The sequence below is a fragment of the Helicobacter felistomachi genome, from assembly GCF_030296895.1.
GTDB classification, from domain to species: Bacteria; Campylobacterota; Campylobacteria; order Campylobacterales; family Helicobacteraceae; genus Helicobacter; species Helicobacter felistomachi.
On record NZ_AP028022.1, the window covers coordinates 1,154,258 to 1,174,133 of the forward strand.

Here is a 19,876-nt window from a genome sequence, read left to right on the forward strand (position 1 = left end):
GATGTTATTCTTTGTGTTGTGCCGTGGTTATATCTAGGGCTTTTAGGGCGTTTAGAGCTTTAGGGTAGCCAATAACAGGGATCAGGGCTGTAACGACACTAATGAGTTTGGGGCGGTTATTTCCCATGTTGATATTGCCCTGTACATGGGCTTTTAGCTGGCTATCAGCTCCGCCTAAAGAGAGCAAATAAACAAAAGTCAGCAACTCTCTAAAGTGTAAATCTAGCCCTTTGCGCGTGTAGTAGTCGCCAAAGCAGTTCGCGGATAAAAATTGATAAATATGCGCCTCATCTTTAGGAGCGTTAGCGTTCATGTGGTCTATCACTTGCCCGAAAATCTCTTTTTGGATCGCCAAACCCCTTTGCGCCCTCTGTGTATATGAAAGCCCTTTTTGTGAATCTAGGTGAATCCCTCTAGTTTGGAAAACATGGTTTGTGGTTTCTAAGAAGCCTTGCATCCGTGCAAAGCCCACATAGGGAATCGCTTGGTATAAAATTTCTTGAACAGCCACTGGGCGGACTTGATGCTCTAGCGCACTCTCTAGCGCGCCCGCATAAGCGGGTACAGAGCCTAGAGCCACTAAGGATGCTAATAAAATTTGGCTGTATTCGGGCACGCTCAAGCCCGAAGTCTTAAAAGCCTCTTGCATGGCAAAATGGTTGAAGGTGTGATACATTTGCGAGTCGTTCTTTAAAGGGCTATTTGCAAAGGGATTAAAGGCATTCTTGGCAGGCTTTAGGGAGTTTATCGCCTTGTTGTACTCTGTGTCGCTGACTTTTTCTAGCCACTTGACATTTTCTCCGTTTTTATCCCCCGTTAGGGCTAAATGCGCCCCGCTTGTATGTGTCCCCGCTCCATGCCAGTGCTTGACTCCCGGCGGACAAGAGATCACATCGCCTTTGTGCGCCACGCTCACTTTTCCGTCGGCTGTGCCCGTGTAAATTACGCCCTCTGTAACTAACAAGGTTTGCCCTGCAGGGTGGGTGTGCCATGCACTTCTAGCTTTAGGACTAAAATGCACGATCCCCCCGCTAAAATTGCGCCATTGATTAGGTCCAAACAAGATTTGGACACGCACCTTACCGCTGAATTTGTCGCTTGTGCCTTGAAATTCTTGAAACTCCGCTTGTCTATGCACTTCTTGCATGCTCTGTCCTTTGTGCTGTGTGTGTGCCCCGAGTAGGGCAAGAGAGAAAAATAAATAAGCCAAAGCCTTACGCATGCTGCACCTCTATATGCCTAATGATTTTGGCCGGATTGCCCCCCACAATGACATTAGGTGGGACATCTTTGGTAACAACCGCCCCCGCCCCTACGATGGAATTTTCCCCGATGGTAACCCCGGGGCAAATCGTGGCGTTGATGCCGATCCACACCCGATCTTGAATCACAATGGGCTTACAAAAAGTCGTGCGTCTGTTGTAGGGATTGGAGTCGTGGTTAATCGTGGTTAAACACACCTTGGGAGCGATGAAAACATGATCGCCGATGTCAATCCCTCCCCGATCCATAAAACTACAAGCAGAGTTCATAAAAAAGTGCTTACCAAAGTTGATATTGCGCCCAAAATCCACATAAAAGGGCGGTAAAATCGTGTTTGTGGCATCAAAGGGCTTGCCCGTCAGCTCTCCCATCAAGGCCCGTATCTCTTCAGGGCTTAACTCTTGTGTGTTGAGTTTGTGTATGAGTTTTTGGGCGTTGGTGATCACGCCATAAAGCTTAGGAAATTCGGGCTCATCCATACTCACCATCTCCCCTCTTAAATCCCGCTCAAAAATATCTCTCACGCCAGCCCCTTAACCCACTCTTGATAGCCTCTAGCTTGGGCTTGTAGGGCGGTGTCGCTCAAGTTGCCGGTGTCATAGGTTAAAAATGGTGCTGCATACTTGGTGCCGATGAAGTGGCTGATGGCCCTAAAGGGGTTAAAACACTTTCTAAACTAAATTTACCTTGAAAATCCCCCTCACGCGCCCCTAAACTAATGGCAAGGGCAAATGTTTTGTCTGCTAAGGCTTTGCCCTTAGAGCCGTAGGCAAAGCCATAAGTCAGCACATCGTCAAAGTATTGCTTGAGTAAGGCAGGGCAAGAATACCAAAACATGGGGAATTGAAACACCAGGCTTTTTGCTTGATGAGTTTATCCTGCTCGCCTGCTATGTCAATGTCAAAGTTTGGATACTGGGCGTATAAATCGCTGATCTCCACACTTGTAGAGCTTAAAGCTTCTTTGAGAGCTTTATTCACCCGTGAGTGGGCTAGGTCTGGGTGGGCTAAGATGACTAAAAGGGACATAAAAACTCCTTGATATTTAAGATACGAGATTATAAAACCTAACACCCAATGTTTGTCAAAGGGGGGTGTGGGGGGTGGGCTTAGACTAAGCACCCCCTTATTGTGGGTTTTAGGGCTAGATGCCTCAATCAGCAAACGACCTCTTCATGTCAATGACATGGCGGAACTGGGCGTTAGAGTGGGTGAGGTCGTGATACACTCTGTCGATGTCCTGACCTGTCACCAGCTCAATTTCGGGGTAGATGTTGTGTAAGATGGAAAAATCTAGCATTTCTTGAGTTTCTTGAATCCCTCCGATTAAAGAGCCATAGACCTTTTTATTGGCGTGCCACACAAAGTTAGAAGCGCTGAGCGTGATTGGGTTGTCCCTTGGGGGTAGGCCTACAATGGCAAATTCCCCCCCATAGGCGAGCACATTTAAGTAGTCTGTCATGCTGTAGGGGGTGGGGATGGTGGAGATGATGAGATCTAAATTTGCCCCCTTTGCGTCTTTGACATCGCTGTAATAGTGCTTAGCACCCATTTTTAACGCCATTTCTCTTTTGGCGTTGCTGCGCCCGATCACACTCACTTCCGCCCCCATCGCTAAAGCGTATTTTAAACCCATATGTCCTAGTCCCCCAAAGCCCGCAATCCCCACTTTAGAGCCTTTTTTGACCTTAGAGAATTTTAAAGGCGAGTAAGTGGTGATGCCCGCACAAAGCAGGGGAGCGATTTTCTCTAAAGGGGCATCGTGGGGGACGCGGATCACATAGTCTTCATCCACGACAATGCAATTAGAATACCCCCCCATGTGAGGTTCATCGTTGTGGAAGTGGTCTTTACAATCGTAGGTGAACACCGCTTTGTGGCAAAATTGTTCGTGGTGGTCGTGGCAAGGGGTGCACTCTTTGCAAGAGTTGACAAAGCAACCCACGCCCACTTTATCGCCCACTTTAAATTTATGCACTTGTGCGCCCACTTCTTGAACGACCCCTGCGATTTCATGCCCGGGGATCATGGGGTAAATGCCATCATGCCACTCGCTGTAAGCAGAGTGGATGTCGCTATGGCAAATCCCACAATAGTGGATGTCGATCAAGACATCTTTTTCCCCCACAGCGTGGCGTGTGAAAGCGTGCTTGGCAAACTTGCCATCTTTGGAATGAATCGCAAAACCTTTGGCTTCGATGCGTTGCATGTTTGTCCTTTTAAAGTATGATAAAAAACTGCACCTAAAAAATTAAACTTGCACAACACAAACAACAAAATTTTTTGGGCACTCTATATTATAAAACCCGACACCTAGTGTTTGTCAAGGGGCGTAGGGTTAAACTGTGCCCACTTTAGGTAGGTAAATGTCTAATTTTTGGGCTAGTGATTGTGTGGCGTAGGCGATGTCTAAGTACTTTTGGCACGTATTGTGGGTGTGGATTGGGCGCATTTTGCTCCCAAGGGGGGTGGCATGTTGATGTGTTGCGTCTTGGATCTTTGCAAGGGCTACAAATACGAGTTTATTGCGAGTATGTGGAGCATAAAGGCTCTAAGGGGGTTTTAAGCCTCTAAAGTTTTTAAAAACTCTTGCACTTGCTTTAAGGCTAAAAAGCGGTGTGAGATGTGGTTTTTCTCTTTTAAAGTATCTATGGTTTGGCTGTAGCCCTTGGGGATAAAAAGCGGGTCGTAGCCAAAGGCATTGGGCTTTAGGGGGGCTTTAACGACTTTGCCAAAGCACTCTCCCCTAAAGCTTTGGCTAAATTCTTGCCCCCTAACACGCCCACACAGCACCGCCACACACACAAAGCTAGCAGGGCTTTCTTTTAAGTTGAGCTCATCTAGGCACGCCAAAAGTTTGCGGTTGTTCTCCATATCCTTGCAAGACACGCTAGGGGGGATAAAAGCACCCTTGGCGATTTCTTTAGCATTTGCTTGAATGCCTGCAAAGCGCGCACTGTAAATTCCCGGCCAGCCCCCTAGAACCTGCACGCACAGCCCGCTATCTTCGGCCAGCACGCAAAAGTCTTGTAATTTATCGGCTAAAAGTGGATACAGGGCTTGGGCTTTTAAGTGGGCGTTTTTTTCAAAGCTGTCTCCATTCTCTATCACTTCCACACGCCCTAAAAAGTGCGTGTAGGCTAAAACTTCCTGCCCTAAAATGGCTTGCACTTCGGCGGCTTTATGGGTGTTGTTGCTAAAAAAGATTAAAGGTAACACGCACGCATTCTAGCCAATTTGGCCTAAGTTGTACTTTTTTGCTTGCTTGTTTTTGTTCAGTCCATTTGTATTGTGGGTAGCCTAGCTATCCTAAAGGCGTGCCCTAAGTGGGGCGGATTAAGACTTAAGCAGGGCGAGTGCTTATCGTGTGTCCTTTTTCATCATAGGTGTAAATCGTATTATGCATTTTGACAGTTACAGCACCAGAGGTGTAACCCATTAACTGGTCGCTTTTACCCATAACTTTTGTGAACAATGTGTGGTTTTTTTCATCGTACACAAAGAGTGTAGAGCCTTTTACTTGTGCTGATGCAATTGCCATTTTTTTCTCCTCAATTTATCTTCAAATTTCATTTTCACTTCTCACAACCGACCCAAACCAAGCCCATAAGGGCTTATCAACTTTTTAAGGGGGTAAAGCACTCAACATGCACAGCTCCTTTCATGGGTTAAAGTGGTCTACTCCTCTTGGAGCTCGATTTTTAAAATCTCCGTTTTGATGTACGCGTCTAGGCTCTTGGAGTTTAGCACTGGATCAAACCCCGGAAATGTGGTGTGTCCGCTCATGTCCATCGTAATCGTGTTGTGGTAAAGAATCAAGGTTTTTAAAAAATCTCGAAAATCGGGGCTATTGTTAGCCAGTTCGCCTAGCATGGTGTGGTCTAACCTCTCTTTAAAACGGGCATTTAAAAGCACTTGGCTTTTGAGCATGTCCTTGATGTTTAACAAAATAACCCCAATGCCAAAGCTGGCATGCAAGCGTTTGAGCAAGTCCATTAAGTCGTTGTCTTGTGTGTTGATTTTCTCTGCCACCAAGTAACCCTCGTGCGCCCAAGAGCTGTTGCTGATGGCTTGGAAGTAATACTCCCTGCAAGTACCTAAAGTGATCTCTTGTTTAAGTTCAAAAGAAAAGAGTTTTAAGGGCAAATTGTCAAACTTTTCTACAAAATCACGCAAAGCGGGCTCAAAGCCCTTATAGGCAAAGCTCGCCCCGACCATATCGGGATAAAGCCATTCAAATTTGCCCGCCCTTGCCTTGATTGCCTTGGTGTGATCAATGGTCTTGGTGTGTGTGCCCCATTTATGGTAGGCAAAGTAAGCCACTAAGGGGTGTAACCGGCGTTCGTAGTCATCGTTTTTTTGGGTTTGGCTTGTGTATTGTTTTCCACGATCATATTCCCCGCATATTCTTTCAGCGCAATGGTGATGGGAAAGTCGGCAACTTTCACAAAGGGCAAGTCTTCGCCCTTTCTAAAAGCTTGAGAGATGGGATAAGATGCCCTTTGGCTGTTTTTATACATGTGTTGGATTTTGCCTGCCTTCAATAGCTCTTCAGCGCGGTCGTAAAGGTCGTAAATCGACACAGGACCTTTGGCCTCTTTTAAAATCTCTAGCGTGATTTCTATGTATTCTTTTTTCATCTGTGATCCTTGATTCTTTTGTTGTTTTTCTGCCTCTTAAAACACCATCCACGACATCACTTCAGAGTCATTGTAATTGTCTTCCAATGCACCAGGATCGCAACCCATTTTTTCTAAATGGGCGAGGTAGGCATCTAGCCTATTTTGCAGCTTTTGAGCTTGTTTGTCTTGGCATTGGGGGATTTGCACCTCTAGGAGCTTAAGCAACATCGCTAAAGCCCCATAGTGGCGTTGTTCTTCCCAAAAGGGCGTGAGCAGTTCTAGCAACTCTTGAGCCTTGTTAAAATCTGTATCTTCTTGCTTCAAAAACTTGTTTGCCAACGCCACAGCACACAACACCGAGCCCGCCTTAGCCCCTGTTTCTAAACTCTTCTGGCATTTTTTAGCGTAAAACTCTTTGCCATCATCTTCGGGGTCTTCGGGGAACAACTCATCCAAATATTCACAAAGATCGTCATCCCCTCCTCCACCTCCATCGCCCCCATCGCCATATTTTTTGCGCATGAATTGTAAAGACCAATAAAAGCCAGATTGCCAGTGGACTTTCTGCCTCCTCCACGCCCCCAAGAAATAATACCCATCCACAAACCCATGTTCGATGGCGTATTGGATATCCTTATAAGCTTCATTAGATTCCCAGCGCAGGGTGCTGACCTGCTCGTAGCGTTTCATAAAGTCCAAGCCCCAACATTCTTCCCACTGATTCATGCGCAACAGCCCTCTCCATGCATATAGGGACTGATCCTCTGCACCACTGACATATATGGCTTGCATTTTTTCTAAAATGTCTGCCAGTCTATCCTGCGTCCAATACTCGTATATCCCATCGTCATCATCATCATCGTCGTCGTCCCAATCGTCATCGTCATCGTCATCGTCGTCATCATCGTCGTCATCATCAACGACATCGTCACCATGATTCCATATGCCCCGTATTGCCCCCTCTCCAAACACCCACTCCCAATCCGCCACACAATAATAATTGTCGCTTGTCTCTTTCAAAGCCTTTTTAAGAGCCTCTAAATCGATGGAACTATCTAAGGGGAAAACACGCTCCAAGCCCTCTTGTATTTCTGTAAGCTGTAGGGGATGTTGGTAGTTACAGGTATGCTTAAAGAGCGACGATCCGCATGCGTTGTCAAGGCCCGCCACCAAATGCAAGCCATAGTGTCCCAAAAGCTCGCCTAAATCCCTCGCTTTTTCAAAGCACACCTGCGCCGCATAAAGATCCGGTAAGACCACCACGCCCTGCAAGCACATCACCCCTAAATACAGCCACGCCTTAGCATCGCCTGTCTCTTTAGCCTCCATGTAATCTTTAAAGGCTTGTTTGGTGTCTTTGCCATATTTCCATAGGGGTTTTGTGGTGCTTTTGGGCTTTTCTTTTGCCTTGACCTCTAGGTTTTTTAACTCTGGGTGTTGCCAAAATGTGGGTGAAAAGTGGGCTTTGGCATCCAACTTGCCTCCAAAAGCAACAAACTTGTCTATGAAGCTGGGCATGATCGCCTCCACCTCTTTAAAATCGCTTTCGTATTTAGCTAAAAAAGCGTGTAAGGGGTGTTTGGGGGCTTCTTTTAAATGTTTTTGTTGATCTCCCAGTCTTTTGCCAAGAGAATCTAAAGCCGCCGTGTAGCCCCACTCTAGCGCCTTTTTAAGATAACCAATCGCTCTGTGGTTGGCTTCCAAAAGGGCATTTTGTTTTTTTTGTGGATTCATTTTAAAGTGCTTGAGTTGTTCTAACTCCAAATGCGCTAATTCTAAGGCACAACGCCCACTGCTTAAAGCGATGCCATTTGAATAGGCACCTTCGGCGTTGCCATACGCATCGTCATAGTCATCTTTTTTGGGCTTGCCATAGACCTCTTCAATGGTTTTGAGCCGACTTAAATGCAAGTGGGCATCATGTCCTTGCATGGTGGCGCAAAAGCCCTCATCAACTAAAGGCGTGTCTAAATCATTATCATTTTCCTCAAAGAAAGGGTCAATGAATCTTTCCCTATATTCGGTGTCAACGCCGCACTCTTTATCAATGTAAACACCTGCGTAAAAGTGCTTCAGGTAGCCACGCTCCCCCTCAACCTCTTTACTCAGTAGCGTTGCCTCAACATCTCTAACCCAGTCGATCAAATGAACCCTATTGTTATCCCAGTTGATTTCACCAAAATAGTGGAGCCTTTCTAGCCCCACCTCTGCCATGCCATCGCCTAAAAGTGAAGCCTTTTTAAGATAATCTGTGGCTTTTTTAGTATCTTCCTCTTTCATCTTTTTAGGATTTTCAGGTATATGAGAGAGCCCCAGCCATGTTAGTGCCCGAATGGAGCCTAAGCTGGTCGCCTTTTTAAAATGCTCTCTAGCTTTCTCTAAAGAGCACACCACCACCACGCCCTTTAAGAACATCTTGCCTAGCTCCAAAAAGGCTTCAGCGTTATTCTTTTGGCTTGCTGCTAGATAGTCTTCATAGGCTTTCAAATTATCACCTTGATAAAACCAAAGGGGTTTAATCAAACCCTTAAAATAGGGGCTAGCTTTAAGATTATCTAGGGCGGTGTGTAACCGAGAGATTTTAGGCTCTAGTGCTCCCAACACCTCTAGCACCCCTTGTCTAAACTTCTCTTTGGATGGTTTTAAAGCCTCCTCTAATGCCTTACCCTTTAGGGTTTTCTCTTGGCATTCTTCCTCTTGATAGTAGGTTTTTGCTTGATTTCTTAAATCTTGTTCCCAAGCCTCCAACTCCACACTTAAAGCCTCTAGCTCTTTAGAAGTGGCGGAGTCTAAGAGTTCCAAGAGATTTTTTAGAGACTCTTGGGCGTTTTCATAGGCTTTTTGGCAGTTTTCGGTGTCGGGCTCTTTTTCTAGGTCATTATGCAGGGCGATTTGCAACTCTTGTGCCCGCTCTTGCAAGGTTTTTAATTCCCTCTCAAAATTACCCAAATGCTCGCAAATGCTGTTGCGTTTGAGCTCTGTGCGTAGGCTTTCTTCCAAAAAGGCACGGATTTGCGCCAAGTCCATCGCCGTAGATTGTGGGCGATTGGCACCACTTGCTTTTAAAATGCCCTCTATGAGTGGCAAAGATTTTTCTAGTTTTGACACAGACCCCACATTGTTTAAAGCCCTTTCGCCCATTTTGACAATATTTTCATCCCCACTGCTCGCCACAAACGCCTTTAAACTCGCCTCTAAAGGCTCTAAGCCCGGCTTTAAAGGGTCGCAAAGGGCGTTAATGTCTTTGTTTGTAACAATCCCCTCTTTAACAAGTTCTTGATGGACTTCATCAATTTCTTTAATGGCTGTGGAGATTTGGACTATATTCTCTTGCAATGTGGTTTTAAGTGCATCTAGGGCGGATTTTGGGTTGAGATTTAGCCCCAAATCTTTAAAATTTTGCTCTAAAGGTCTTAACACTTCCTTTTCTAGGGTAGCTTTAAAGCCAGACTCATCATACAAATACGACACCCATGCCTTGTCAACCCACAAAACTTGGCGTGCCACTGCCACGCCTAAACTGGCATCGCACGCTCTAAGCAAGGCTTCAATGTTTGCGTCTAAACTCTCTCTCAAGTTCCCAAAGGGTTCTTCAATTTTCTGTTGCTTTTTCCTTCGCTCCCAATAATCCTCATCATACCAATCTCCAATATCTCCCATTTGTTCTAAAAGGGCGATACACTTAGGCAATTCCTCTTGGCATAGAGCGATTTTTTGCTCCACTGTCTTTTTAATCTCTAGGATTTTAGAGTCTTTGCTCGCCACAGCCTGCACAGCTTCTTTAAGTTTCAAGAGCTTTTGTAAGCCTTCATCATTACAGCTGACATATCCCCCTTTGCGTAGCGCCACCACCCCCACTAAGCGGTCAGCACTCGCCCACAGTTGTTTAACACCATTTTTTAAAAGATCCTGAGATTGACTAAAGTCCTCACGAGCCTCTTTAGTCGCCTCCCGCATATCCACATAATTAACCCTTTTCTCCCCCTTTGTCTTGCAATCCTCCTTATAGAGCTTGGAAAACTTTTTCCACGCCTCTAAACAACGAACCCTTGCCAACTCCACAAAAACAAACCAACCATGCAATTGTTCGGTTTGTGAGAGTTGCGGTACATCTTGTAAAAAGGGGGCTAAATGTTGTTGAAGGGCACTAAACGCCTCTTTGATTTTACTTTTTTGGGCTTGGTAGTCCTCTAAAGATCCATACCTGTATAGCCCTTTTTCCAACACCTCTTGCGCTGCTTGTAAGTCTGCATCTTCGGGAGCTAGATACGCGCAAAGGGGCAAAATTTCTTCTTGGCAAACCCTTGAAAGCTTGTCAAGTGCCTCGTTTTTAGAGTTAAAGGTCCTGTTTTGTAAAACCCATTTATGCTCGATTGGGGCGTATTTTTCATACCCCTCTTTTAAAGTGGTGTAAAGTTTATTTAACTCTGTGATGGCTTGCGTGGTGCTATTTGCCTGCCACTGCTCGGCGATTTGTAGTGTATCTAACATGCTCTACCCCCACAAAGCCAAGCCAGCCAGCCTTTAAAGCAACAACACTAGAGAGAGTTACCCCCCCCCCCCCCGCACAAAGCGACTAAGGTTAAACATAGGTGTCCTTTTTTTAAAGATAAAAGAAAATTCTAGTGGGTTAAAACTTAAGAGAAACTAAAGGGGCAAAAATGATCGATCGTTAAAACTTTTTATGTTAACATGGGGGATTTAAAAATTAGGAGTTAAACATGATCGAAGCAACGACAAGAGAACAAAGCCTTAATAACAACCCCAATTTGAGTAAAAAAGATGTCAAAGTTGTGGAGAAAATCTTAAGCAAGAACGATTTAAAAGCTCTTGAGATGAAGGAACGCTACATGGCCGATGGGCTGTATGTGCTCAACTTCATGAGCTCGCCTGGGAGCGGTAAAACCACGCTTTTAGAGAATTTAGCCGCTTTCAAGGATTTTAAATTCTGTGTGATTGAGGGGGATTTACAGACTAATAGAGACGCTGACCGCTTGATTAAGAAAAATGTCGCCGCCCAGCAAATCACCACAGGGGAGGCCTGCCACTTGGAGGCAGCGATGCTAGAGGGGGCTTATGACATTTTAAAAGACAAGGGGGCGATCGCTGAAAGTGATTATCTGGTGATTGAAAATGTCGGCAATTTGGTTTGCCCTTCTAGCTACAATTTGGGCGCGGCGATGAATATCGTCTTGCTCTCCACGCCAGAGGGCGATGACAAGGTGTTGAAGTATCCTAGCATGTTTTTATGTGCCGATGCGGTGGTGGTGAGTAAAGCGGATCTCATGGACGTCTTTGGCTTTAGGATTTCTCAGGTGCAAGAGGACATGGATAAGTTAAAGCCAAACACCCCCATTTTTACCCTAAGCTCTAAAGATCGAGCTAGCCTAGAAGCTTTTAAAGATTTCATTGTTTCAAGACGGGCTGAGAATTACCAATCCATCCACGCCTTTTAATGTGTCTAGCAATCCCCTCTAAGGTCGTTGCCCTTCGGGGCAATGTGGCGGTGTTAGAAACGATGGGCGTGCAAAGAGAGGCAAGTTTAGACTTAATGGATGAGCCTTTGGAGGTGGGGGATTTTGTGCTCTTGCATGTGGGCTTTGTGGTGGGCAAGATCGACACCAAAGAAGCCTTAGAGTCCCTAAAGCTTTACGCGGAAATGATTGCCAAAATGGAGCAAGATGCCTGATCTAATCGACTCTTTTAGGGACAAAAATGCTATTTTAGCCCTTGTGGGGCAGATTAAAAAGGAGAGTGCCTCGCTCAAAGCCCCCTTTAAAATCATGGAAGTGTGTGGGGGGCATACCCACGCTTTAATGCGCTATGGTTTGCTAAATCTCTTGCAAGAAACGCCTTTAGACTTTGTGCACGGCCCGGGCTGCCCCGTGTGTGTGATGCCCAAACTGCGCATCGATGAAGCCATCGCTTTGGCCCAAATGCCAGATACAATTTTAATCACCCTGGCGGATTTAATGCGTGTGCCCGGGAGTAGCGGCAGTTTGCAAGCTTTAAGGGCAAAAGGGGCTGATGTGCGTTTTGTCTATGCCCCCTTGCAAGCTTTAGAAATTGCCACACAAAACCCCGATAAAAAGGTCGTATTTGTCGCGATCGGGTTTGAAACCACCACACCCATGACGGCTAGCCTTTTATTGCAAGCCAAAGAAAAAAGGCTAAAAAATCTTTTTATCCACAATAACCATGTGCTCGTCCCCCCCAGCGTGCAAGCCGTGCTAGAAAACTCCAAAATCGATGCCCTGATCGCCCCCTCACATGTGAGTGTCATTACGGGGGCCAAGATTTATAAACCCCTACTTGATCTGTTTAAAATCCCTATTGTTGTGGCAGGTTTTGAGCCCGTGGATGTCTTAGATGGCATTTTACGCATTGTGCGCCAAGCCACTAGAGAACAAGCCTTGTTAGAGATACAATATAGCCGTGTAGTGAGCTTTGAAGGCAATTTAAAGGCGCAAAGCTTGATCGCTCAAACCATGCAAGTGCGGGAAGCTTTTGCGTGGCGGGGGCTGGGGCAAATCCCCTTTTCTGCCATGCAAATGCGCCCTGAGTTTGCGGCTTTTGACGCAGAAGTGGTGTTTACTCAAGTTTTACCCAAGGCGGGCGGGCTCGAGCCTAAAAACTGCCTTTGTGGGGAGATTTTAAAAGGGCGCGCTAAACCCCTAGACTGCACTTTGTTTAACAAGGCTTGCACGCCTAGCCACCCGGTGGGGGCGTGTATGGTGAGCTCTGAGGGGGCTTGTGCGGCGTATTTTAAATACCTCACTTAGCCTCTTTTTGTTCCTCCTTGCCTACGAGCTTATTGTATTTAGGATTTTTAGGGTCCATGGTCACGATGCTAAAGCTTATGTCGTTGATCTCCGTGTGGGACTTGATGTAGTCGTTGATTTCTTTCAGAGTCATCTTTTTAATGCGCTCAAGCATGGTGATGTCGTAATCTAGGGGCAACCCTAAATAAAAATTGTGGAACTTGCTGGTGAGTCGTTTGCTGATGGTTTCATTAGCCAAGGGCTCAGAGCCTAACAAGAACTTTTTTGCCCCATCCAGTTCTTCTTGGGTGATCCCTTTTTCTACGAAGTCTTTAATCACCTTTTTGATTAAAGCAATGCTCTTGTCTTGATTTTCTAGTTTGGTTTGCAGGTAACCCGTGGTGCAGTTGATGATGCGCGAGAGTTGGATACGCATGTACGCGCTGTAAGCCAAGCCTTCTCTGACCCGAATGATGTCCATTAAACGCGAGCCAAAGCCGCTAGAGCCCAGCACAAAGCCCATCACTTTAGCTAAAGGCATGTCTTTTTCTAGGTCTTTCATGTGGAAGGGTGAGCCAAAGTAAATGTAGGCTTGTTGGCTGTCCTTGTAAATGATCTTGGTTTCGGGCTTTTGGGCGGTGTCAAAGTAGGGGGTGAAAAAGGGCTTATTGGAGGGCAAGGCCTCTAAAGTGGGTTTTAAAGATTCAAGGGTCTTATCGACATCCAAATCCCCGCCCACGACAATGATCAAGCGCTCAATGTCTAGCGCGTCTTCTAAACGTTTTTTGACATCATCCAAAGAGATGGATTTAATGCTTTTAGGTGTGCCGGTGGCCGGATGCGCTAGGGGCGTGCCGGCAAATAAAATTTCATTGAGCCCCAGTTGTGCCACATAGTCAAAATTGCTCTCTTTATTCAAGGCGGCGGCGACCATGCGCTGTTGGACCTTGGCTAGGGTGCTGGGTGTGAGGTTGGGCGAGAGCAAGAGATCGTGTAAGTAACCGATGGCTTTGTCCTCATACTCTTTTAAAAAGCTCAGGTCAATGTGCAAAGACTCCAGACGGATGTCCGCATCCAAAGTGATGGCTAATTGCTCTAACTGCTCGGCAAAGGCCACACTGCCTAACTCTTTGGTCCCCTCGTTTAAAATGCTCGCGCTAAGCTTTGAGAGGCCGTATTTATCCTTGTCCATGATATTGCCCCCACCCATGAACATCAACTTGATCGTTCCCATGGGCAAGATGTGGTTGTCCTCGTAGATCACAGGGATTTTCACCCCCTTGACCTCAAAATAACGCATCCCCTCACCCACTTGATCCCGTTTAATCACCTGTGTGGTTTTTTCGTGTGTCTTTGTTTTGATTGGCATGTTGTTTTCTCCCTTTCCCTGATAAATTCCAAACACTATGAGAAGCAGAGCCACTAGGGCTAAGAGCAAAACATAGCGCGCACTACGGACTTTGCTAGACATGGTAGCGTTTTAAAATTTCGTAAGCGGTGTTGCGCTTGGCCGCCTTGCTGCCGATGTCCTCAATCAAGTGCACCATCTCTTGCTCGTTTAGGCAAAAGCTCGTGCCCGCCGCCTTCACGACATTTTCCTCCATCATCACACTCCCTAAATCATTCGCCCCAAAGAGCAGAGCCAACTGCCCAATGAACGCCCCCTGTGTTACCCAAGAACTTTGGATATTTTTAACATTATCTAAAAATAACCGACTGCAGGCTAACAGGCGCAAATAGCGGTTAGAACTGGCTTTTCTAATGTGGGGCATTTCCTGTTGCAAAGGCGTGAAATCGGGCTGGAAGCTCCATAAAATGAACGCACGAAAGCCCCCCGTTTCCTCTTGTAAATTCCTCACCCGCTCCAGGTGTTCAGCGATGTCCTCATTCGTGTCGGTTGTGCCAAACATCATGGTCGCCGTGCTTTTGATCCCAAGCTTATGGGCTTCTTTATGCACTTCAATCCAACGATCCGCACTCAGCTTCTTGGGTGCGATTTTTGCCCTGACCCGGTCGCTTAGAATCTCCGCCCCCGCCCCAGGAATGGAGCTTAAACCCGCTACTTTTAAACGCTCCAACACTTCTTGCAAAGACAGCCTAGAAATTTTGGCGATGTAATCGATCTCCACCGCTGAAAAGCCGTGGATGGTGATCGTGGGGAACTTCCTAGCGATGTGGGCGACTAGGTTCTCATAGTAATCGATCTTCAGCTGCGGGTGCACGCCACCTTGAAACAAAATTTGCGTCCCCCCAATGGCGATCAACTCTTCAATCTTGCGATCGATCGTGTCAAAGTCCAAGACATAGGCATCTTTGTCTTTGAGTGTGCGTTTGAAGGCACAAAACTTACAATCCACGAAACAGATATTTGTGTAATTGATGTTGCGATCCACAATGAAAGTCGTGGTGTTTTCCGGATGCAACTCTTGTTTTTTAGCCAGTGCCATGCGCCCCAACTCTTTTAAGGGCTTGTTGGCCATGTAATCTAGTAATGCTGTTTTGCTAAGGCGCATGTATTCTCCTAAAAACGCGTACCCATTGAGAAAGCAAAGCGTTGGGTGTAGTCGTGCAAATTGGGGTTAAACCACAAACCCTTTTTGTCGCTCCATTCGTTAAAGAAAGCGATGGGAAAGATCAGCACTAAAGGACCCATGGGCGAAACCCACTCAATTTGTAAGCCCGTGGAAGCCCGCCAAGTGCCGTGCTCATAGCCCGCGCCGACCACGCCATAATCTTTAAAATCCACATCAGTCGCGTAGGTTTGTTGCCAAAAGCCTCCGGCTTTGTTAGGAGTTTTAAATGTCAGAAAGCCCCAGTCAAAGAACCACGCCAAGCGCATTTTGGCTGCTTTTAAGAGCCCATAACTTAGCTCCACTGAACCGGTGTAAAGGCCATCGCCACCCACCCACATGCCCAAATTGGTTTTGGGTGTGATCGAGCTGTTTCTAAAGCCCCGAATGGTGGTAACACCCCCCATATAGAACACAGAGTTTAGGGGCAAGTAATCCTCTGTGTTGTAGCGGAAGATGTAGCCCCCCTGTGTTTTAAAGCGGGCGATCAAGTCCACGAGCAAGTATTTTTTAAGGTCCTTATAGGCGGCAAACTTACCATAAATCTTGGTATTGCGGACATTCCCGCCCAGTCCGTTCCACGAGTTGAGGGGGTGGTCTGAGGGCAAGCCCGACATGGTGGTGTAGTTGCTGAAAGTGAAGCCATTTCTAGGGAAGTAATAATCATCTGTGTTGTCAAAACGTGTGCTGAGCGTGAATGAGCTCGTGCTAGGCATATTGTAATTGCGATCCCACAAGCCGTGCAAAACCTGGCCATTAGGCCCCTTAAAGGGCACACCATCAAATTTGATCACGGTGTTTTGGCTGCTGTAAAACATCTCATACAAGGGGCTGGAGAAGCCCAGGATTTTATTGATGCTGTAGTTGTAGCCCAAGTTCATGCTAAAGGTGTTGGTGATCATGCGCCCTGCACTCACGCTAAATCCCCCCCCTTGCTGGATATAGTTGTAGTTGATGATGTATTCCGCAAAAAGGCTAATAGAAGAACTATAGCGGCTGTCAAAAATGCGCGGGTTTCTTAAAGTCAAGTTGCCTGAAAACATCCGTCCGCTGCCCCGAATGCCGTAGTTTTTATTGCCCCCACCCGTGGAGATGTTGGCGTATAAGCTCATGCTTTGTCCTGTACCAAAGAGGTTTTTCTCGCTCACACTGCCATTGAGCATGAGCCCCCCATAGCTGCCATAACCTAGCCCAAATTGCAACTGCCCCGTGCGCCCCTCTTGCACATTCACCAACAAGTCCATCAGCTGGCTATTGACCCGGCGCTCTTCAATTTTCACTTTGGAGAAAAAGCCTAAACGGCGCAAAGCGTTTTCTGAGGCGGCGACTTTGCTCAGGCTGTAGCGCTCCTTGGGACTTAGCCACACCTCGCGGCGAATCACGCGGTCGCTGGTGCGCTGGTTGCCTGAGATGATGATGTCGTTAATGTAGACCATATCCCCCGTTTCGATGTGGTAGATCACCTTCACCTTGCCGTGTTTTTCATCCTTGTCTAGGTCGGGCTTGACCACTGCAAAGGCATAACCCTGGTCGGCAACCTCTCTTTTTAAAATTTGGGCATCTGCACGCATGTGCTCAATGTTAAAAACCTCGCCTTTGTGGATTTTAATGGATTTTAAGAGTTTGGCCATCGGCACAACCTGCTTATTGATCTTGATCTCAATGCCTGAAATGCGGTATTGAATCCCCTCCTTGACCTTATAGTAAAGTTTGGCCTTGTGTGTGCCAAAGTTCGTATTCAAGAAAGGCGCGGACACATTGACATCTAAAAACCCATTGCGCAAGTAGACATCTTGGATGCGCATGGAGTCGTACTCCAACTCATTTAAGCGTAATTTACCCGAGTTTAAGCCCCACATCCAACCCATAAAGTCGCGTTGTTTGTTGGCACTCAAACTCTCTACTAGACGGGGTTTAAGCTGTTTGCGTCCCTCATAGACGGATTTAGTGATGTAAATGTTGTTCCCGCGGTTGACATCAAAGATGATCCGATAAGCCCCCTCGCCGGCTAGGTTCTCTGTGCGCGCTTCCACCACGCTGCCATAATAGCCCTGTTGCTCCAGGGCGGTTTTTAAAATATATTTGGCGTTGTCTAATTTGGTTTCATCGTAAGTATCGCCCTTTTTGATCCCCATTTGGTTGTAAAGATTTTCTTTTTCTTTCTCCGTCCCATAGCCCTTGATCTCAATGCTGGCGATGCGGGGCTTTTCTTTGAAATGGAAAGTCAATTTACCCTTTTTAAAAGTGGCGTAGACATCTTCAAAGTAACCTTGATTGTAAAGAGCCAAGACGGCTTCATCCACCGCCTTGAGGTCCAAAATGTCGTTTTCTTTGATTTTGACAATCTCATTGGCGAGCATGTCGGACATATACGAAAGGTCTTTGTACTCAACGCTGGTGATTCGTTCCTCTGCAGCGTCTAAGGGTGAGAAAAATTGACCGAGCCAAACCAGGCAAACTGTAAAAAACTTTTTAATGCGGAATCCTTGCACTTGGCTTTTGCAACCCGCGTATTATACCCAAAAATAACATTTTGGTAAACAAAAAATTAATAAGAAACCACACTTTTTCACCATGCTTGGATTTGGTTGTATAAACTATCCCTTTCAATGGCCTGAAAACGCGCATCCTTGATTTGATAAATCAAATCCTCCTTACACACCCCTTTTTTGCTCTTGGCCCCTCCGGCAGATTGGATCATCTCCACCTCGATTGTCCCATCCAAATCATCTGCCCCAAATTCTTGGGCCACTAGGGCTAAGTTCAGCCCTAAAGTCGCCCAGTAGGCTTTGATGTGGGGGATGTTTGAGAGCACAATGCGGGCAATGGCGATGGTCTTTAAAATCTCCACCGCGCTCGGGCTATGCTCCACTTTTAAAAAGTTGTTGTCTTTTTGATAAAGCAGGGGGATAAAAGCGTTAAAGCCCCCCTCTTTTGCCTCTACTTTATGCGCCGGGCTTTGGGCGTGCTTTAAGCGGAGCATGTGATCTAAGCGGTGTTCTCTGCTCTCCACATGCCCAAAGAGCATGGTCGCGTTGCTCATCTTGTCTAAAGAGTGCCAGTATCGGTGAATCTCAAGCCATCGAGCAGAGCTCACCTTACCCGCGCAAATGTGCCTTCTCACCTTCTCATCAAAAATCTCTGCCCCACCGCCTGGCATGCTATCCACCCCCGCTTGTAGCATGTCCTCTAGCACCTCTTGGTAGGGCTTGTGAAACTTCGTGCTTAAAAAATGCACCTCAGCCGCCGTCATCGCTTTTAAGTGCAAATCCTTAAACGCAGCCTTGATCGCCCTGAAGAGTTTAAAATACCAGTCATAGCCGTAATTGGGGTTGTGCGCGCTCACCACATGCACCTCTTTAATGCCCCGTGCATAAGAGCTAGAAATTTGCTCTAGGATTTGCTCGTGGGTCATCTCGTAGGGGTTGGGGTTCTTGCGGCTGGCTGAAAAGGCGCAAAACTTGCAACTATCTTGGCAGACATTGCTTGGGTTAATGTGGCGGTTGGTGTTGAAAAACACTTTATCTTGGTGCATTTGCGTGCGAATCGCGTGCGCCTCTTTGGCTAACACAAATAAATCGTAATCGTAAAGCTTGGCTAATGAATTTGCCTCAGTGCATTGCCCATTTAGGGCTTGTTCTAATATATCCATGTGCGATCCTCTGTGTGGTTATCCCCCCGTTTTGTAAAAAGCCCGCTCGGACACTTGGTTTTGTGTGCCCGGTTGCCATAAATTCTTTTCAGGCTTGTTGTGCACGCTTTGACGCAGGGCTTGGCGCATCAAGGCGGGGTTGGTTTGTAAAATCGCGCTCTTGGCACTCACGCTGTCTTGGTAATACAGACAGGGGAAAATCGTGCCATCGGCACTCAGGCGGATTTTATTGCAGTGCTTGCAAAAGTCATCGTTGTGCGGGGCGATGATCCCAAACTCATAACCATCTTCTAGGGCGTAAATCTTAGACGGGCTCACCCCCTCGCTTTTAAGACATAAATTTGGGTATCTCTGTTTAATTTTTTCTAAAATCTGTGCCTCGCTAAGCCCTTTTAGTTGGCTGTTGGCATGCGTGTTCTCCATGAACTCAATGTAGCGGATTTGGGCGTTTTTACCCCTAGCAAACTCTAAGAGTTCTAAAATCTCATCCTCGTTGATCCCTTGCAACACGACCATATTAAACTTCAACCCCAAACCCACTTTTAAAGCTTCGTCTATCCCCTCTAGCACCGCTTTTAAGCCGTCTTTTTGTGAGATTTTAGCGACCCTCTCAGACTTTAGCGAGTCTAAAGACACATTGACCCTTTCCAAACCCGCTTCTTTGAGTTGCGCTGCTTGTGCTTTCAGCAAAAACCCATTAGTGGTTAGGGCCAGTTTGACATGCGGGGCGTAGGCGTGGATTTTGGCGATGAAGGGAGCTAAATCCTTGCGAATCAGAGGCTCTCCGCCTGTAATGCGGATTTTAGCCACCCCCTCGTCAATGGCGATTTTAATGAACTCTAACATTTTATCCAGGGGCAAGACCTCTTCACTATCCACAAAATCCATGGGCGTGGTTGGCATGCAATACTGACAGCGAAAATTGCACTGCTTGGTCACAGACACCCGCAAATAGTCAATCTGTCTTGCAAAGGTATCCACGAGCATAAACTTCTCCACTTTTTAGATT

Annotated in this window: 16 protein-coding genes and 1 pseudogene; 3 read left to right on the forward strand and 14 right to left on the reverse strand. The window is 46.5% G+C overall.

From position 1 onward, the window contains the following. Positions 1–4: 4 nt before the first annotated feature. The 9 genes and pseudogenes from QUE23_RS06065 to QUE23_RS06110 form a co-directional block, all read right to left on the reverse strand. Complete coding sequence (locus QUE23_RS06065; RefSeq protein ID WP_286348188.1) at positions 5–1,222, reverse strand: cupin domain-containing carboxymuconolactone decarboxylase family protein; 1,218 nt, start codon at positions 1,220–1,222, stop codon at positions 5–7. Further along, positions 1,215–1,787, reverse strand: a complete 573-nt coding sequence (locus QUE23_RS06070) for a sugar O-acetyltransferase (RefSeq protein WP_286348189.1) — start codon at positions 1,785–1,787, stop codon at positions 1,215–1,217. Before QUE23_RS06070 ends, QUE23_RS06065 begins: the two co-directional genes overlap by 8 nt. Positions 1,788–1,866: 79 nt before the next feature. Further along, a pseudogene (locus tag QUE23_RS10005) lies at positions 1,867–2,291 on the reverse strand (NAD(P)H-dependent oxidoreductase). Between the two features lie 124 nt (positions 2,292–2,415). After that, positions 2,416–3,471: an NAD(P)-dependent alcohol dehydrogenase gene (locus QUE23_RS06085; RefSeq protein ID WP_286348192.1), complete on the reverse strand. Its 1,056-nt coding sequence runs from the start codon at positions 3,469–3,471 to the stop codon at positions 2,416–2,418. 353 nt (positions 3,472–3,824) lie between these two features. Next, on the reverse strand, positions 3,825–4,481 hold the full coding sequence (locus tag QUE23_RS06090; RefSeq protein WP_286348193.1) for a non-canonical purine NTP pyrophosphatase: 657 nt from the start codon (positions 4,479–4,481) through the stop codon (positions 3,825–3,827). 124 nt (positions 4,482–4,605) lie between these two features. Then, the gene (locus QUE23_RS06095; RefSeq protein WP_286348194.1) at positions 4,606–4,803 is read right to left on the reverse strand and encodes a hypothetical protein; all 198 of its coding nucleotides are present in this window, start codon (positions 4,801–4,803) and stop codon (positions 4,606–4,608) included. A 137-nt stretch (positions 4,804–4,940) separates the two neighbouring features. Continuing rightward, complete coding sequence (locus QUE23_RS06100) at positions 4,941–5,585, reverse strand: hypothetical protein (RefSeq protein WP_286348195.1); 645 nt, start codon at positions 5,583–5,585, stop codon at positions 4,941–4,943. Further along, entirely contained in the window at positions 5,585–5,902 is a 318-nt protein-coding gene (locus QUE23_RS06105) for a hypothetical protein (protein ID WP_231623625.1), read from the reverse strand. Before QUE23_RS06105 ends, QUE23_RS06100 begins: the two co-directional genes overlap by 1 nt. Before the next feature lie 36 nt (positions 5,903–5,938). Further along, a complete protein-coding gene (locus QUE23_RS06110) occupies positions 5,939–10,375 on the reverse strand; it encodes a tetratricopeptide repeat protein (RefSeq protein ID WP_286348196.1) in 4,437 nt (1,478 codons plus the stop codon). 230 nt (positions 10,376–10,605) lie between these two features. Here QUE23_RS06110 and hypB point away from each other — a divergent pair, with 230 nt between their 5' ends. Genes hypB through hypD form a run of 3 tightly spaced genes read left to right on the forward strand, consistent with a single transcriptional unit; the run spans position 10,606 to position 12,666 of the window. Further along, positions 10,606–11,340 (forward strand): hydrogenase nickel incorporation protein HypB, encoded by a 735-nt coding sequence (hypB, locus tag QUE23_RS06115; RefSeq protein ID WP_286348197.1) that lies wholly within the window; start codon positions 10,606–10,608, stop codon positions 11,338–11,340. After that, the gene (locus QUE23_RS06120; protein ID WP_286348198.1) at positions 11,340–11,573 is read left to right on the forward strand and encodes a HypC/HybG/HupF family hydrogenase formation chaperone; all 234 of its coding nucleotides are present in this window, start codon (positions 11,340–11,342) and stop codon (positions 11,571–11,573) included. The genes hypB and QUE23_RS06120 overlap by 1 nt, the downstream gene beginning before the upstream one ends. Further along, positions 11,566–12,666, forward strand: a complete 1,101-nt coding sequence (gene hypD, locus QUE23_RS06125) for a hydrogenase formation protein HypD (RefSeq protein ID WP_286348199.1) — start codon at positions 11,566–11,568, stop codon at positions 12,664–12,666. Before QUE23_RS06120 ends, hypD begins: the two co-directional genes overlap by 8 nt. Here the strand turns inward: hypD and QUE23_RS06130 are convergent. From QUE23_RS06130 to moaA, 5 genes are all read right to left on the reverse strand, one after another. After that, entirely contained in the window at positions 12,659–13,879 is a 1,221-nt protein-coding gene (locus QUE23_RS06130) for a M16 family metallopeptidase (protein ID WP_286349428.1), read from the reverse strand. The genes hypD and QUE23_RS06130 overlap by 8 nt on opposite strands. 229 nt (positions 13,880–14,108) lie before the next feature. Next, entirely contained in the window at positions 14,109–15,158 is a 1,050-nt protein-coding gene (locus tag QUE23_RS06135) for a dehypoxanthine futalosine cyclase (protein WP_286348200.1), read from the reverse strand. A gap of 8 nt (positions 15,159–15,166) precedes the next feature. Next, complete coding sequence (gene bamA / locus QUE23_RS06140) at positions 15,167–17,584, reverse strand: outer membrane protein assembly factor BamA (protein WP_286348201.1); 2,418 nt, start codon at positions 17,582–17,584, stop codon at positions 15,167–15,169. Positions 17,585–17,784: 200 nt separating this feature from the next. After that, positions 17,785–18,867: an aminofutalosine synthase MqnE gene (gene mqnE / locus QUE23_RS06145; RefSeq protein WP_286348202.1), complete on the reverse strand. Its 1,083-nt coding sequence runs from the start codon at positions 18,865–18,867 to the stop codon at positions 17,785–17,787. 18 nt (positions 18,868–18,885) lie between these two features. Next, a complete protein-coding gene (gene moaA / locus QUE23_RS06150; protein WP_286348203.1) occupies positions 18,886–19,854 on the reverse strand; it encodes a GTP 3',8-cyclase MoaA in 969 nt (322 codons plus the stop codon). Positions 19,855–19,876 lie beyond the last annotated feature (22 nt).